Below are 13890 nucleotides of genomic sequence, written 5' to 3'. Positions count from 1 at the left end.
CGGCCGTCAGGCCATCACTTGGCCTTGACCTTCATGAACTGGCCCACGCCGGAGTCGGCGGCGAACTTGTCCACGTTGGAAGGCAGCACCAGGAAGGAGCCGGTGTCGATGCGGGCATCGACCTTCTTGCCTTGGGCTGCGGCCACAGCGGTTTCCACGCCAACCTGGCCGATCTTGGCCAGCATCTGTGCGGCGTTGGCTTGCTGCCAGCCTTGCTTCATCATGTCCAGGCCGCCGGGGGAGCCGTCAAAGCCAGCGATTTTCACGTCGCCGGGCTTCTTGCCAGCGGCCATCAGCGCGGCCTTGGCACCCAAGGCACCGCCGTCCCAGGCGCAGGCGATCACCTTGGCATTGGGGTTGGCGCGCAGTGCGGCTTCCACACCGTTTTGGGCCATGGTCTGGTCCCAAGTGGTGGCCACTTCGACGATCTTCACATTCTTGCGGCCCGCGTTCAGGGCATCCACGAAGCCCTTCTTGCGCTCTTGACCGGTGGACTGGCCTTGGTCGCCGGTCACATAAATCACGGTGTCGCCGTCCTTGATCTCGCCTGCGGCCCACTTGCCCTGCACATTGGCGGCTTTGATGTTGTCGGTGGCCACATAAGAGGTGATGGCGGCACCGGTGATGCCGGTGTCCACAGCCACCACGGCGATACCGGCCTTCAGCGCCTTGTTGATGGCGGGGGCGATGCCAGCCGAGTCCACAGGTGCGATGGCGATCGCGTTGACCTTGCGGGTGATCATGTCTTCGACGATGGCCAATTGCTTGGACAGCTCGCCTTTTTCGGCGGCCAGTTCGATGAACTTCACACCTTTGGCCTGACCGGCTTTCTTGGCGCCGCCGTTGATCAGCGTCCAGCCTTCGTTGGTGTTGCCGTTGGTGATGTAGGCCACGGTCACGTCAGCCGCCATGGCCGAGGTGAACAGGGTGGCCGCTGCTGCAGCGATGGCCAGGCGGCCGAATGTGCGTTTGGTGATCATGGGTCTTATCTCCGTTGTGGGGGTTCGATTCGTTCAGAAAACCGTTTTTCTGACCGCGGACGGATTAGAAACTGAAAATCTGACTAAGTAAACCTAGTAGTTTTACTAATGCAAAGATCGGATAAATGCGCGATGCTTGCGGTCATTCCCTGTGAAAGAGTTGCCATGTCGTCACCCACACCCGTTCTCGAAATCCAGAAACTCACCAAGCATTACGGCGGCGTCAAAGCCTTGACCGACGCGCAATTTCGCCTGTTGCCCGGCGAGCACGCCGCCATCGTGGGTGACAACGGCGCAGGCAAAAGCACCTTTGTGCGCCTGATCACCGGGGCCGAGCAGCCCAACTCGGGCGACATCCTGCTGGACGGGGGCAAGGTCAACTTCGAGTCGCCGCTGGACGCCCGCGAACAGGGCATTGAGACCGTGTACCAGACGCTGGCGCTGGCCGAAGACCTGGATGTGCCGGCCAACATCTTTCTGGGCCGCGAGATCACGCGCCTGAATCTGGGCCCGCTGTCCATCTTGAACCACAAGGCCATGCGCGAGCAATCGGCCAGCATGCTGGCCACCACCGGCGTGAAGATTCAGGACATGTCCGAGAGCCTGCGCGGCATGTCGGGCGGCCAGCGCCAATGTGTGGCGATTGCCCGCGCCGCCGGTTTTGCCAAAAAACTCATCATCCTGGACGAACCCACAGCCGCCTTGGGCGTACAGGAAACCGCCCGGGTCGAAGAGATCATCAAGGGCCTCAAGAAGCAGGGCATTCCTTTGATCATCATCAGCCACAACCTGCGCCAGGTGTTCGATCTGGTAGACCGCATCTGGGTGTTCCGCCAGGGCCGCATCATTTGCAGCCGCCTGACCCGCGAAACCAACCCCGAGGAAATTGTGGGCCTGATCACAGGGGCCATCGACCCGACCAGCCTGCGTTCCGAAGAGGCCGTCACATGCTGAAAGGGATCGACCCGCTGCTCACCCCCGAGCTGCTGATGCACCTGTGCGCCATGGGCCATGGGGAATGGGTGGCCGTGGTGGACGCCAATTTCACCGCCGACTTTTTGAGCCATGGCAAGCCGGTCGTGCGCCTTCCTGGCAACAGTCTGGAAAGGGTGAGCCAAGCCGTGCTGTCGGTGTTTCCGCTGGCAGTCGATGTGGCGCAACCGGCCGCTTTCATGCGCGTGTGCCACAGCGCAGAAGGCCACCGCACGGCCGCCCAGCAAGCGGTGGTTGATCTGGTGGTGGCCGAAGGCTTCAAGGCCGAACAGGTCGAGCCGGTCGAGCGCTACGCCTTTTACGAGAAAATCAAGGGGGCCAGCCTGATCGTTCAAACCGGCGAGGGCACAGCCTACGGCAACGCCTTGTTCTGCAAGGGCGTGATTCTTGTCTGATTTTTAACGCCTGACCCCCGTTGGCATTTAACGCCCGCATTCGCCATGAACTCTGCGCCCACATCGCCCGCCATGCGTGGTTCCAACCACGTGGGCATGCGCCAGTTCAATGAGCGCATCGTGCTCCAGGCCATCCGCCACCACGGGGCCATCCCCAAGGCCGACCTGGCGCGACTGACCCAGCTGTCCACCCAGACGGTGGCCATCATCGTGGGGCGTTTGCTTGACGATGGGCTGCTGGTCAAACAGGACCGGGTGCGCGGCAAGATCGGCCAGCCCTCGGTGCCGCTGTCGCTCAACCCGCAAGGTGCGTTCAGCGTGGGCATTCAGGTGGGGCGGCGCAATCTGGAGCTGCTGGTGGCCGATTTCACAGGCCAGCCGGTCGAGCGTGTCGAAGTTCATTACGACTACCCCGATCCGGACCAATTGTTCGCCTCCATGGCCAAGGGCCTGCAAACCCTGCAAAGCCGCATGGGCGATCTGTGGGCACGCACCGTGGGCGTGGGTCTGACGGCCCCCCTGTCCCTGCACAAATGGGCCGACCTCATGGGCGGGCAAGCCGCTCAAGCGCTGGCCCGCTGGGAACACATCGACTTGCCCGCCGAAGTGCAGCGCCTGACCGATTTGCCGGTGGTGTTTGCCAAAGACACCACCGCCGCCTGCGTGGCCGAGTTGCTGCAAGGCCATGGCCGCAGCGTGCGCAGCTTTTTGTACGTGTTTGTGGGCACCTTCATTGGGGGCGGTCTGGTGCTGTCGGGCCACATCATGAATGGCGAGCGCGGCAATGCCGGGGCGATTGGCTCGCTGCCGGTGGGTCTGGCGTCCAGCGTGCAAAAAGAAGTCGGCATGCCGCCGCAGTTGCTGCAAAAAGCTTCGGGCTGGCAGCTCGAACAAGCCTTGCTGGCCGCAGGGCACAACCCCTTGTTGATCCACCAGGGCGGCATCATGGATGCGGCTTATGCCGAATTCACCGCCCCGTGGATCGCCCAGGCCAGCCAGGCGCTGGCCATGACGGTGGCCAGCTCGGCCGCTTTGCTCGATCTGGACGCGGTGGTGATGGACGGCTCGCTGGGCGCGCCGCTCATGACCGCTTTGATGTCGGCCACCCAAGATGCGCTGGCGGGCTACCGTTTTGACGGCATGCACCAGCCGCAACTGCTGGCGGGCCAGGTGGGCGCGCATGCCCGCGCTTTGGGCGGGGCCTTGCTGCCGCTGCACAGCCAGTTCTTCCCCGACAAAGACATCTTCCTGAAACAGGACAACCCATGAAGTTTTACCTCGACTCCGCCGACGCCCGCCAATGGGTACTGCCCGCCGGTTGCCCGCCCGTGCAGGGCGTGACCACCAACCCCACACTGGTCATGCAGGCCGGTTTGCCGGTCAGCCTGGCCGGGTATGTGAAGTTGGTGGCGCAAGCCGGTGAAGCCCGCATCCCCGAGCTGATGCTGCAACTGCCCCGCGCCGATGTGGGCGAAGCCGCGCAATGGCTCGAAGTGCTGTTGCCCGCCGCCGTGCAGGCGCGTGTGCGCCTGACCATCAAGCTGCCTTGCCACCCCGACTGGCAGCCGGTGCTGCGCGAGGTACAGGCCTGGGGCGTGCCCACGCTGCTGACCGGCTTGTCCAATCCGGTGCAACTGCTGTGGGCCAGAGCGCAAGGGGCCAACTTTGTCGCGCCCTATGTGGGCCGCCTGCAAGCCGATGGCCGTGATGTCTGGTCACTGATCGAGGCCTGCGTGGCCGTGCAATCTGATGGCCTGCAACTGCTGGCCGCCAGCATCAAGTCGGCCGATGTGCTCTCGCGCCTGATCGCCTGCGGTGCCCACGCCGTGACCGTGCGCCCCGAGTTCGCGGCCGGTCTGGCCACCGACCCTTTGACCCTCACGGCCATGGATCAGTTTGATCGGGACGTGCAGGCGAGCCAGCAGGCTGCTTTGTAAAAGCTTACCCCGGTGTGAGATGGCCACCTGTCTCAGGGCAGGCGTGTGATGGCGGTGGCGTAGACCGCGCTTTTGTCGCGTTTGCCAATGGCGATGACGGTCACGTACACCACGCCGTCATCGACCCGGTACACCAATCGGTAGCCTGCCTGGCGCAATTTGATCTTGTAGCAGTCGGGCATTTGCGACAAAGCGGCTGATGGAACCCGGGGTTCTTGCAGCCTTTCCAGCAGTTTTTTCTTGAGCGGGCTTTTGATGCTGCCGTCGAGCTTTTGCCATTCGGCCCATGCCAGTTCGTGAAAACGCAGCTTATAAGGCATCTGGGCTGATGTCGATGAAGGGGCCGTTGGCGCGTTCTTGCACGAGTTTGGCGTCTTCCAAGTCTTCCAGCTGGTTGAGCAGGCGCTCGAAATAGGCCGCCGGCACCAAGTAGGCTTCGGGGCGGTTGTGGTTGAGCACAGCCACGGGTTCGTCGTCGGCTTGCGCCAGGATGCTGGCGTAGTTGCGCTTGAGCTCTGTGACGCTGATGCTGTTTTTGCTGAGGATGGTGTCCATGACGCGGCCTTGGAGTGGATCAGTCATTCTATTTGATATCTTTTAAAGCATCAATTTGAATGTTTTTTCCTCAAGTGGACCTGTTTCTCGCCAGCGGCGGGTTGCGCGAGAAGTATTGAAAGATGCCGCGCATCAAGGCGTCGGTGAGTTTTTGCTGGTAGCTCTCGCTGCGCAGCTTTTCTTCTTCCTCAGGGTTGCTGATGAAGGCGGTCTCGACCAGCACGCTGGGGATGTCGGGGGCTTTGAGCACGGCAAAACCGGCTTGCTCGACCCGGGGTTTGTGCAGTCTTCCCACACCGCCAATGTGGCGCAGCAAATGGCCGCCCAGTTGCAGGCTGTCCTTGATCTGGGCGGTGGTGCTCATGTCCAGCAGGGCATGCTGGACTTGGGCATCCTGCGCCCCCAGGTTGAGGCCACCGATCAGGTCGGCTTTATTTTCCTTTTGTGCCATCCATCGTGCTGCACTGCTGGAAGCAGCGCCCTGGCTCAATGCAAACACGCTGGCACCGCTGGCCTGGGGTGTGAAAAACGCGTCGGCGTGGATGCTGAGAAACAGGTCAGCCTGCACGCGCCGGGCTTTTTGTACCCGCACCTGCAGCGGCACAAAGAAGTCGGCATCGCGCGTGAGGTAAGCCCGCATGGGGCTACCCGCCACGCTGGCCGCATTGATGCGGTCGCGCAGCATTTTGGCGATCTTGAGCACCACGTCTTTTTCTTGCGTGCCGCCCGGGCCGATGGCGCCGGGGTCTTCACCGCCATGACCAGGGTCGATCGCGATCACGATCAGCCGGTCGGTTGGGGCGGTGGGGCGTGGCGGGTGGTCGGGGCGGTCCATCGAGGCGGTGGGCGCCGGCTCGAAATCCTGCCGTCGTGTAGATGGCGTCGGCAAGGCAGGCTTTTGCCCTTGTTTGGCGATCAACTCACCCAAGGGGTCCGTGCTGGGCATGGCCGGCGTTGGCAATGGGGCTGTTGTGGGGGCTGTGGCGGTGCGCTCCTGAATCAATTGCTCCAGCGGGTCCACGGCTTGCGTCGGGTAGAGGTCCAGCACCAAGCGGTTGGCATAAGACGCCACCGGTGGCAGGGTGAACACTTGCGGCGCGATGGGGCGCTTGAGATCGATCACCAACCGCACCACGTTCGGGCTGAACTGGCCGACCCGGATGCCCGCGATGTTGGGGTCGGACGCCTGCACTTTGCCCACCAGCTCGCGCAAGGCGGGGTTGAGTTCCATGCCTTCGATGTCCACCGCCAGTCGGGGCGGCGACGCGATGAAGGTCTGCCGGGTCTGCAAGGGTTTGTCCGATTCGAGCGTGACCCGGGTGTAATCGGCTGCAGGCCAGATGCGCACGGCCATCATGGTGGCGCCGCGCACCATGTGCGAGGCGCCCAGGCTGAGCGCCAGGAAACCGGCCTTGATCAGGCGTCGTCGGTCAGCGCGCATGCTCACGGGCCATCCAATCGTTCAACCATTGTTGGCCCGCAGCGGTCTGCGCGCCCATGCTGACTTGGCGCTGGTTTTCATCCAGCGCGTGCAGCGCAATCACCAGATCGGCAGGTGGCAGCTGCCCCGCCACTTTGTCAGGCCACTCCATGAGCTTGAGGCCGGGCCCGGCAAAGATGTCGCGAAAGCCTGCGTCTTCCCATTCTTGCGGGTCGCTGAAGCGGTAAAAGTCAAAGTGCCAGATCGGCCAAGTGGTCTCTCCCGAGCCCGCCTGGTGCGGCTCGACCACGGCATAGGTCGGGCTTTTGATGCGGCCTTGCACACCTGCTGCACGCAAGAGGTGACGCACCAGTGTGGTTTTGCCCGCGCCCAGATTGCCGCGCAGCTCGATGCGCGCATCGCGCCCGCCGGGCCAGGTTTGCAGGGCCTGGGCCAGATGGGTGGCAAAGCTTTGGGTGGCCGATTCATTGGCCCACAAACCTGTCCAGACCGGGGGCAAGGACGGGGTGGGGGCGGGGCTTTCTACAATCGGCGTGTGACTGCTCAAAGTACTCAGATCGAACCTCGTGAATGGCTGTCCCAGATCCAAATCTGGGCGCGTGAATTGGGATTGTCCCAAATTGGCGTGACCGGTGTCGATTTGGCCACAGCCGAGCCCGGATTAAAGGCCTGGCTCGATGCCGGATTTCACGGCAGCATGGCCTACATGGCCGGACACGGCATGAAGCGCGCACGGCCTGCCGAGCTGGTGCCGGGCACCGTGAGCGTGATCACCGCACGCATGGATTATCTGCCGCAAGAAACGCCCACTGACTGGGTGGCCCGCGAAACCGCCCGCAGCTTGCAGCCGGGCGAAGCGGTGGTGTCGGTCTACGCCCGAGGGCGCGATTACCACAAGGTCTTGCGCAGCCGCTTGCAAAAGCTGCAAGAGCGGATCGCCCAGGCCATTGGCCCGTTTGGCCACCGCGTGTTCACCGACTCGGCCCCGGTGCTGGAAGCCGAGCTGGCCACGCGCAGTGGCCTTGGCTGGCGTGGCAAGCACACCTTGGTGCTGAACCGGGAAGCGGGCTCGATGTTTTTCCTGGGTGAGCTGTTCGTGGACTTCGCTTTGCCCGAGACTGCAGCCGTGAGCGGCCATTGTGGCCAATGCACCGCCTGCATGGACCTGTGCCCGACCCAGGCCATCGTGGGGCCCTACAAGCTGGATGCCCGGCGCTGCATTTCGTATTTGACGATCGAGCATGCGGGGCCGATCGATGAAGCGCTGCGCCCCTTGATCGGCAACCGCATCTACGGTTGTGACGATTGCCAGTTGGCTTGCCCGTGGAACAAGTTCGCGCAGGTCAGCCCCTTGCCCGACTGGCAGCCGCGTGAAGGCCTGGGCGCTGGGCGCATCGCTCAGCTCATGGCTTGGAGTGAGGCCGAGTTCTTGCGCCGCACCGAAGGCAGCGCGATCCGCCGCATCGGGCATGCCAGATGGCTGCGCAACCTGGCGCTGGCGGCGGGCAATGCATTGGCGTCTGATGCGCTGACGGCCCCAGAGCGAGAAAGCCTGCAACAGGCCTTGCAAGCCCTCACGGCGCATGCTGACCCGGTGGTGCAAGAGCAGGTGGCCTGGTCCCTGCGATCAGCCACTCGGGCTCAGCTCATGTCACCCGGGACCTGATGCACGTCACCTCGGACTTTAAGAATGACACCCCGGACTTGAGGCACGCCACCCGGACTAAAGGCGTGTCACCCCGGACTTGATCCTGGGTCCACGTGGAATCACCACGAAAGTGGATACCGGATCAAGTCCGGTATGACATGGAAAGTGGATACCGGATCAAGTCCGGTATGACATGGAAAGTGGATACCGGATCAAGTCCGGTATGACATGAAAAGCGGGTGCCGGATCAAGTCCTGCATGATATGGATGGTGGATGCCGGATCTCCTCCGGTATGACGTGGTTTGGAATGAGTGTGGGCCCAAGATGCTTGTGGGTCAGCGCAGCACGCCCAGTGCAAAGGGCAAGCTCCACATGCCCGACAAGGTGGACAGTGTGACCAGGCCCGCCACATAGGGCCCGTTGTAGCCCATGCGGGCAGCCAGCACATAGCAAGTCGATGCGGTGGGCAAGGCCGAAAACGCCAGCAAGACGGTGGTCTGGGTCGGGTTCAGTTCAAACAGCCGCGACATGCCCAACGCGATCAGGGGCAAAAAGAAATGCTTGATCGACAGCACGCTCAGGCCCAGCAGTTTGCCCCGCGTCAGGGTGCCCAGTTGCATGCCAGCGCCTGCGGCCATCAAGCCCAGCGCCAAAGACGAGGCGCCGATGCGGCCGATGCTCGGGTCCAGCCATTGGGGCATCAGAAAACCCATCAGGTTGGCGATCAAGCCCGCACCTGTGGCCACGATCAGGGGGTTGCGGACGAGTTCACCCATGAAGCCCTTGTTCGCATGCCGGGCCATGGGCCAGACGGCGCCGATGTTGAACAGGGGCACGCACACGCCTATCAGCATCGAGATCATCAGCAAGCCTTCGGGGCCCGCCAGGCGGTCGGCCAATGCCAGGGCAATGAAGGAGTTGAAGCGAAACCCCACCTGCGCGCTGGCGGCGTGGTCGCGTTTGTCGAGCCGTTTGCCCAGCACGGGCCAATGCGGCAGGCTGTAGGACAAGGCGATCGCGCACAGGCCCAAGCTCAGGCCCGCGCCGATCAGGCTGGAGGCGGTGTTCAGGTCGATCGGGCTTTTGACGATCGAGTGGAACAGCAAGACCGGAAACAGGAAAAAATACACCAGCGTTTCGACCGATTGCCACACGGATCGGTTCAAGGCCGTGTATCGGCAAATCAGGTAGCCGCACAGGATGAGCGAGAAGTCGGGAAAGAGCAGTTGGGCGAAATTCACTGCATGAGCATAACCGTGCTTTGGGCGTGATCGGTTCAGGCCTGTCGCCTCGGTGAAGGCGCTGTGCTGTCATGGGTTTCCCCTTGCCGTCAGGGGCATTGTTTGTGCTTATGATCAAGGCTCATTTGAGGAGTTTTTTGTATGAAGCGTCGCAATTGGATTTCAGTGGCCACCTTGGCTGTCGTGAGTGGTTCGGTTTGGGCCCAGGCTTATCCCAATCGGCCTGTGAAACTGCAAGTGCCTTTTGCCCCCGGGGGCACCACGGACATCGTGGCCCGCGTGATTTCTGAGCCTTTGGGTAAGGCCTTGGGGCAAAGCGTGATCGTTGAAAACAAAGCCGGTGGCGGCGGTGTGGTGGGTGCCAATGAAACCGCCAAAGCCAGTCCAGATGGGTATTCCCTGGGCATGGCGACGGTGTCGACCACCGCAGCCAATCCAGCGATCAATGCCAAGATCCCATACAACCCGCTCACGGATTTCACCCCCATCATCAACATTGCGGCCACGCCCAATGTGATAGCGGTCCATCCAAGTTTTCCGGCCAAGGACTACAAGGGCTTTCTGGCTGAGTTGAAGAAGAATCCTGGCAAATACTCCTACTCCTCTTCGGGCACGGGCGGCATTGGCCACTTGCAAACTGAATTGTGGAAGAGTCTGACGGGTGTGTTCATCACCCACATCCCTTACCGTGGCGCAGGCCCGGCCCTGAACGACACGGTGGCAGGCCAGGTGCCGATCATTTTTGACAACTTGCCTTCTGCATTGCCATTCATTTTGTCAGGCAAATTGGTGCCGATTGTGCTGGCCGCGCCTCAGCGCTTGACTCAGCTGCCCAACGTGCCCACCTTCAAGGAAGTGGGGCTTGAGCCCGTCAACCGCATGGCTTATTACGGCATCCTGGGCCCCAAGGGCTTGCCCAAGGACGTGGTCGACAAAGTCAGCGCTGGCGTGAAGAAAGCCCTGCAAGACCCGGCCGTGGTCAAACGCATCCAGGACACAGGCTCTTTGGTGGTGGCCAACACGCCTGAAGAATTCACGGTCCAGATCAAGGCCGAATTCGAGGTTTACAAAAAGGTTGTGGACCAGCAAAAGCTCAAGCTGGACTGATGCACCCAGACAGCCAGTCGGCCATCGACCGCTTTGCCGATGCCCTCTGGCTGGAGGATGGCCTCGCTGCCAACACCTTGGCGGCCTACCGACGTGATCTGGAGCTTTTTGCGACCTGGTTGTTCCTGAATCAGCGGCTGGCGCTGGATGCCGCGCTGGAACACCACCTTCAGGCCTACTTTGCCGAGCGCCACGCTCAAAGCAAGGCCACCTCGGCCAACCGCAGGCTGACGGTCTTCAAACGCTATTTTCGCTGGGCCCTGCGCGAGCGTTTCATCACCCAAGACCCCACGCTGCGCATGCTGGCGGCCAAGCAGGCTGTGCGCGTGCCCAAGACCTTGGGCGAGGCTCAGGTCGACGCTTTGCTCAGTGCCCCCGATGTGGCCACCGATTTGGGCCTGCGTGATCGGGCCATGCTGGAGCTGATGTACGCCAGCGGTCTGCGCGTGAGCGAGCTGGTGGAGCTCAAGACCCTGCATGTGTCCTTGAACGAAGGCGTGCTGCGCATCATGGGCAAGGGCAGCAAAGAGCGCTTGGTGCCTTTTGGTCAAGAAGCGCAGCAATGGCTGCAGCGCTACATGGGGCAAGCCCGTCCGGTATTGCTCGGGCAGCGGCAGACCGAAGATCTGTTCATCACCTCCAGCGGCCCCAAGCCGGGCACGGCCATGTCGCGCATCATGTTCTGGAACCTGGTCAAGCGCTACGCCATCCAGGCGGGCATCACCTCGCCCTTGTCGCCACACACCTTGCGCCACGCCTTTGCTACGCACTTGCTCAACCACGGGGCCGATTTGCGTGCCGTGCAGATGCTGCTGGGCCATGCCGACATTTCAACCACCACGATCTACACCCATGTGGCTCGGGAGCGGCTCAAAAGCTTGCACGCGCAGCACCATCCGCGCGGCTGAGATGTTGTGCAGGTCGCAACTTCAGCTCAAAGCCGCCAATTCTGCTTCTTCAAACCCCGCCAAACGCCGTGCTGCCATGTTGAAGGGTGGGCGCAGTTTGGGGGCGTCGTATTGCGCGATCAGCTCGGCATAGGTGCGCACCGGGTCCAAGCCCCGTTGCGCGCACAGGTGGCGGTACCAGCGGTTGCCAGCGGCCACATGGCCGATTTCCTCTTCCAGGATGATGTCCAGGATTTTGCCTGCGGCATGGTCGCCTGCGCTGACCAGCTTGTTTTTCACGCCTGGCGATGCGTCCAAGCCGCGTGCTTCCATGGTGCGCGGCACGATGCCGATGCGGGCCAGCAAGTCACCTTGGGTGCGCTCGGCCATGTCCCACAGGGAGTTGTGCGCAGGGAAGTCACCGTAGTCGTAGCCCATGTCCACCAGGTGGTTGCGAAGCAGCATGAAGTGCTTGGCTTCTTCTTGGGCAATACGGACCCAGTCGGTGTAAAAAGCTTCGGGCATGCCTGCAAAGCGCCACACCACGTCCAGCGCCAGATCGATGGCGTTGAGCTCGATGTGGGTGATCGAATGCAGCAAGATCGCCCGACCTTCAGGCGTGGTGAGCGACTTGGCCTTGATGTGCGTGTGCGGCAGCAGCGCGGGTTTGACGGGGCGGCCAGGCAGGGGGCTGGGCGCTTGCAGGTGCTCTTGCGCCCGCACGGGGGCGTGCAAGTCCAGCGCCAAGGTGGCTTGGGCTTTCAAAACGGGGTCGGCTTCAGCCCAAGGCCCCAGGGCGGCGGTACGCAAAGAAGACATGCTTGGCAAAATGAGATCGGCAAAATGGTTCGCCCTTCAGAAAACCCCGCACAGACGGGAAATGAGGGCGCCGTGCTCAAGTGTTCCTTTGAGCCTCCCTACAATTGTAGGTTTCGCCGATCCGATAACCCCTCAGGAGACAGACATGGCCATTTACCAACTCGACGCGCACACCCCCGAAGTGGCCGACTCCGCCTGGGTTGCCGACTCGGCGCAGGTCATGGGCGCGGTCAAGATCGCCAAAGACGCCAGCGTCTGGTTTGGGGTCACTGTGCGAGGTGACACCGAAACCATCGACATCGGCGAGGGCAGCAACATCCAGGATGGCAGCGTGATGCACGCCGACCACGGCAAGCCGATCAAGGTCGGCAAGCACGTCACGGTGGGCCACATGGTCATGCTGCACGGCTGCACGATTGGTGATGAATCGCTGATCGGCATTGGCGCGGTGGTGCTCAACGGTGCCAAGATCGGCAAGAACTGTCTGGTGGGCGCGGGCTCTTTGGTGACCGAGGGCAAAGAGTTTCCAGATGGCTCCATGATCATGGGCACCCCCGCCAAGGTGGTGCGTGAATTGAGTGCAGAACAGATCGAAGGCCTGCGCCAAAGCGCTCGTCACTACGTTCAAAATGCGCAGCGCTTCAAAGCCGGTCTGAAGAAAATCGGCTGATTTTTATATTGTTAACTTTTGAGGATTGGCCAACTGGCCGGTGAATTGACTTTGTCTGAACTCCATAAATTCATTTTTGAAGGCCTGCCGGTGCGTGGCATGCTCGTGCGCTTGACCGATGCTTGGCAAGACATCCTGGCGCGTCGCGCGGCCAATTCCGAGACGGGTGCTTACCCCGCACCTGTGCGCCAATTGCTGGGCGAGATGGCCGCAGCCGGTGTGCTGATGCAGGGCAACATCAAGTTCAATGGCGCTTTGGTTTTGCAGATTTTTGGAGACGGTCCGGTCAAGCTGGGCGTGGTCGAAGTGCAGCCCGATTTCAGTTTGCGTGCCACCTGCACCCAGGTGGGGGATGTGGACGATGACGCGACACTGAGCCAGATGGTCAACGTGAACAACCAGGGGCGCTGCGCCATCACGCTGGACCCGCAAGACCGCTTGCCGGGCCAGCAGCCTTACCAGGGCGTGGTCCCCTTGTTTGGTGACCAAGGTGAAAAGCTGGAGAACATCAGTGAAGTGCTGGAGCATTACATGCTGCAGTCCGAGCAACTGGACACCGTGCTGGTGCTGGCGGCCGATGACAAGGTGGCGGCCGGTTTGCTGATCCAGCGCCTGCCGATCGAAGGCGAAGGCAATCTGGGCGGCAAGGCCGACTCGGTGGAGCGTGAAGCGGCGCTGGGCCAAAGCGAAGATTTCAGCCGCATCGCGATTTTGACCAAGAGCCTCAAGCGCGAAGAGTTGCTCACACTGGATGCCGAAACCATCTTGCACCGCTTGTACTGGGAAGAGCCGTTGGCCCGTTTTGAGCCGCTCATCGGTGAGACAGGTCCCCGTTTTGCTTGCCGTTGCAGCCGTGAGCGCGTGGGCAACATGATCCGCAGCTTGGGCACCGAAGAGGTGGAGAGCATCATCGCCGAGCGTGGACAGGTGGATGTGGGTTGCGATTTTTGCGGGGCCGAATACCGCTTTGATCCCGTGGACGCGGCAGGGCTGTTTACAGGTTTGAGCGCGGACTTGTCAGGCGGTTCGGTCCACTGATGTGTTGGCAGGTCGGAGCTTTAGCTCCGACAATGTTCGCTTCGGCTCAGGTTTCATGTCGGGGCTGAAGCCGTCGACCTGCAGCGTTCAGCTTGACCGCTGCGCCAGCAGGCCCGTGAACAGCTTGTGTTCGCAATCGGGGTCGCTGCACTCGTTGCATTGCCAGACGGTGCGGCCC

The 13890-nt window shown here is 61.9% G+C and carries 16 protein-coding genes; 9 read left to right on the top strand and 7 right to left on the bottom strand.

Going from position 1 to position 13890, the window contains the following annotated elements; translation table 11 throughout:
• Positions 1-14 precede the first annotated feature (14 nt).
• Positions 15-980: a sugar ABC transporter substrate-binding protein gene (locus tag Q1W40_RS01220; RefSeq protein WP_300708042.1), complete on the bottom strand. Its 966-nt coding sequence runs from the start codon at positions 978-980 to the stop codon at positions 15-17.
• Between the two features lie 165 nt (positions 981-1145).
• On the opposite strand from Q1W40_RS01220, the gene Q1W40_RS01215 reads away from it, so the two are divergent.
• The 4 genes from Q1W40_RS01215 to Q1W40_RS01200 are packed head-to-tail and all read left to right on the top strand — an operon-like array spanning position 1146 to position 4305.
• Positions 1146-1934, top strand: coding sequence for an ATP-binding cassette domain-containing protein (locus tag Q1W40_RS01215; RefSeq protein ID WP_300708040.1), 789 nt, complete (start codon positions 1146-1148; stop codon positions 1932-1934).
• Positions 1928-2368, top strand: coding sequence for an RbsD/FucU domain-containing protein (locus Q1W40_RS01210; protein ID WP_300708038.1), 441 nt, complete (start codon positions 1928-1930; stop codon positions 2366-2368). Before Q1W40_RS01215 ends, Q1W40_RS01210 begins: the two co-directional genes overlap by 7 nt.
• A 45-nt stretch (positions 2369-2413) precedes the next feature.
• Positions 2414-3637 (top strand): ROK family transcriptional regulator, encoded by a 1224-nt coding sequence (locus tag Q1W40_RS01205; RefSeq protein ID WP_300708036.1) that lies wholly within the window; start codon positions 2414-2416, stop codon positions 3635-3637.
• The gene (locus Q1W40_RS01200) at positions 3634-4305 is read left to right on the top strand and encodes a transaldolase family protein (RefSeq protein ID WP_300708034.1); all 672 of its coding nucleotides are present in this window, start codon (positions 3634-3636) and stop codon (positions 4303-4305) included. The genes Q1W40_RS01205 and Q1W40_RS01200 overlap by 4 nt, the downstream gene beginning before the upstream one ends.
• Positions 4306-4337: 32 nt before the next feature.
• Here Q1W40_RS01200 and Q1W40_RS01195 read toward each other — a convergent pair whose 3' ends face one another.
• Genes Q1W40_RS01195 through tsaE form a run of 4 tightly spaced genes read right to left on the bottom strand, consistent with a single transcriptional unit; the run spans position 4338 to position 6800 of the window.
• Positions 4338-4625: a type II toxin-antitoxin system RelE/ParE family toxin gene (locus Q1W40_RS01195; protein ID WP_300708032.1), complete on the bottom strand. Its 288-nt coding sequence runs from the start codon at positions 4623-4625 to the stop codon at positions 4338-4340.
• Positions 4615-4887 (bottom strand): type II toxin-antitoxin system prevent-host-death family antitoxin, encoded by a 273-nt coding sequence (locus tag Q1W40_RS01190; RefSeq protein ID WP_300708030.1) that lies wholly within the window; start codon positions 4885-4887, stop codon positions 4615-4617. The genes Q1W40_RS01195 and Q1W40_RS01190 overlap by 11 nt, the downstream gene beginning before the upstream one ends.
• A gap of 43 nt (positions 4888-4930) precedes the next feature.
• The gene (locus Q1W40_RS01185) at positions 4931-6301 is read right to left on the bottom strand and encodes an N-acetylmuramoyl-L-alanine amidase (protein WP_300708166.1); all 1371 of its coding nucleotides are present in this window, start codon (positions 6299-6301) and stop codon (positions 4931-4933) included.
• A complete protein-coding gene (gene tsaE / locus Q1W40_RS01180; RefSeq protein WP_300708028.1) occupies positions 6291-6800 on the bottom strand; it encodes a tRNA (adenosine(37)-N6)-threonylcarbamoyltransferase complex ATPase subunit type 1 TsaE in 510 nt (169 codons plus the stop codon). Before tsaE ends, Q1W40_RS01185 begins: the two co-directional genes overlap by 11 nt.
• 84 nt (positions 6801-6884) lie before the next feature.
• On the opposite strand from tsaE, the gene queG reads away from it, so the two are divergent.
• Positions 6885-7967 carry a tRNA epoxyqueuosine(34) reductase QueG gene (queG, locus tag Q1W40_RS01175; RefSeq protein ID WP_300708165.1) on the top strand — a complete coding sequence of 361 codons (1083 nt, stop codon included), beginning with the start codon at positions 6885-6887 and terminating at the stop codon, positions 7965-7967.
• 318 nt (positions 7968-8285) lie between these two features.
• On the opposite strand, the gene Q1W40_RS01170 is transcribed toward queG, so the two are convergent.
• Positions 8286-9191, bottom strand: a complete 906-nt coding sequence (locus tag Q1W40_RS01170) for an AEC family transporter (protein ID WP_300708025.1) — start codon at positions 9189-9191, stop codon at positions 8286-8288.
• Positions 9192-9332: 141 nt separating this feature from the next.
• Between Q1W40_RS01170 and Q1W40_RS01165 the strand changes: the two genes are divergently transcribed.
• Positions 9333-10298, top strand: a complete 966-nt coding sequence (locus Q1W40_RS01165; RefSeq protein WP_108322420.1) for a tripartite tricarboxylate transporter substrate binding protein BugE — start codon at positions 9333-9335, stop codon at positions 10296-10298.
• Positions 10298-11206 carry a site-specific tyrosine recombinase XerD gene (xerD, locus tag Q1W40_RS01160; RefSeq protein WP_300708022.1) on the top strand — a complete coding sequence of 303 codons (909 nt, stop codon included), beginning with the start codon at positions 10298-10300 and terminating at the stop codon, positions 11204-11206. Before Q1W40_RS01165 ends, xerD begins: the two co-directional genes overlap by 1 nt.
• Positions 11207-11227: 21 nt before the next feature.
• On the opposite strand, the gene Q1W40_RS01155 is transcribed toward xerD, so the two are convergent.
• Positions 11228-12004, bottom strand: coding sequence for a ferritin-like domain-containing protein (locus Q1W40_RS01155; protein WP_300708020.1), 777 nt, complete (start codon positions 12002-12004; stop codon positions 11228-11230).
• A 145-nt stretch (positions 12005-12149) separates the two neighbouring features.
• On the opposite strand from Q1W40_RS01155, the gene Q1W40_RS01150 reads away from it, so the two are divergent.
• On the top strand, positions 12150-12674 hold the full coding sequence (locus tag Q1W40_RS01150; protein ID WP_300708018.1) for a gamma carbonic anhydrase family protein: 525 nt from the start codon (positions 12150-12152) through the stop codon (positions 12672-12674).
• A gap of 51 nt (positions 12675-12725) precedes the next feature.
• Positions 12726-13712, top strand: a complete 987-nt coding sequence (locus Q1W40_RS01145; RefSeq protein WP_300708016.1) for an Hsp33 family molecular chaperone HslO — start codon at positions 12726-12728, stop codon at positions 13710-13712.
• Positions 13713-13890 lie beyond the last annotated feature (178 nt).

The organism is Limnohabitans sp., assembly GCF_030158565.1.
Taxonomy (GTDB): domain Bacteria; phylum Pseudomonadota; class Gammaproteobacteria; order Burkholderiales; family Burkholderiaceae_C; genus Limnohabitans_A.
Note: the sequence above shows the minus strand (reverse complement) of the source record. Positions and strands in the feature narration are given on the sequence as shown.

Coding starts and splice junctions, on each gene's coding strand:
- Q1W40_RS01190 (WP_300708030.1), bottom strand. CDS start 4,887: ATGACTGATCCACTCCAAGGCCGCGTCATGGACACCATCCTCAGCAAA.
- Q1W40_RS01150 (WP_300708018.1), top strand. CDS start 12,150: ATGGCCATTTACCAACTCGACGCGCACACCCCCGAAGTGGCCGACTCC.
- Q1W40_RS01205 (WP_300708036.1), top strand. CDS start 2,414: ATGAACTCTGCGCCCACATCGCCCGCCATGCGTGGTTCCAACCACGTG.
- xerD (WP_300708022.1), top strand. CDS start 10,298: ATGCACCCAGACAGCCAGTCGGCCATCGACCGCTTTGCCGATGCCCTC.
- Q1W40_RS01195 (WP_300708032.1), bottom strand. CDS start 4,625: ATGCCTTATAAGCTGCGTTTTCACGAACTGGCATGGGCCGAATGGCAA.
- Q1W40_RS01185 (WP_300708166.1), bottom strand. CDS start 6,301: ATGCGCGCTGACCGACGACGCCTGATCAAGGCCGGTTTCCTGGCGCTC.
- Q1W40_RS01165 (WP_108322420.1), top strand. CDS start 9,333: ATGAAGCGTCGCAATTGGATTTCAGTGGCCACCTTGGCTGTCGTGAGT.
- Q1W40_RS01220 (WP_300708042.1), bottom strand. CDS start 980: ATGATCACCAAACGCACATTCGGCCGCCTGGCCATCGCTGCAGCAGCG.
- Q1W40_RS01200 (WP_300708034.1), top strand. CDS start 3,634: ATGAAGTTTTACCTCGACTCCGCCGACGCCCGCCAATGGGTACTGCCC.
- Q1W40_RS01210 (WP_300708038.1), top strand. CDS start 1,928: ATGCTGAAAGGGATCGACCCGCTGCTCACCCCCGAGCTGCTGATGCAC.
- Q1W40_RS01155 (WP_300708020.1), bottom strand. CDS start 12,004: ATGTCTTCTTTGCGTACCGCCGCCCTGGGGCCTTGGGCTGAAGCCGAC.
- Q1W40_RS01215 (WP_300708040.1), top strand. CDS start 1,146: ATGTCGTCACCCACACCCGTTCTCGAAATCCAGAAACTCACCAAGCAT.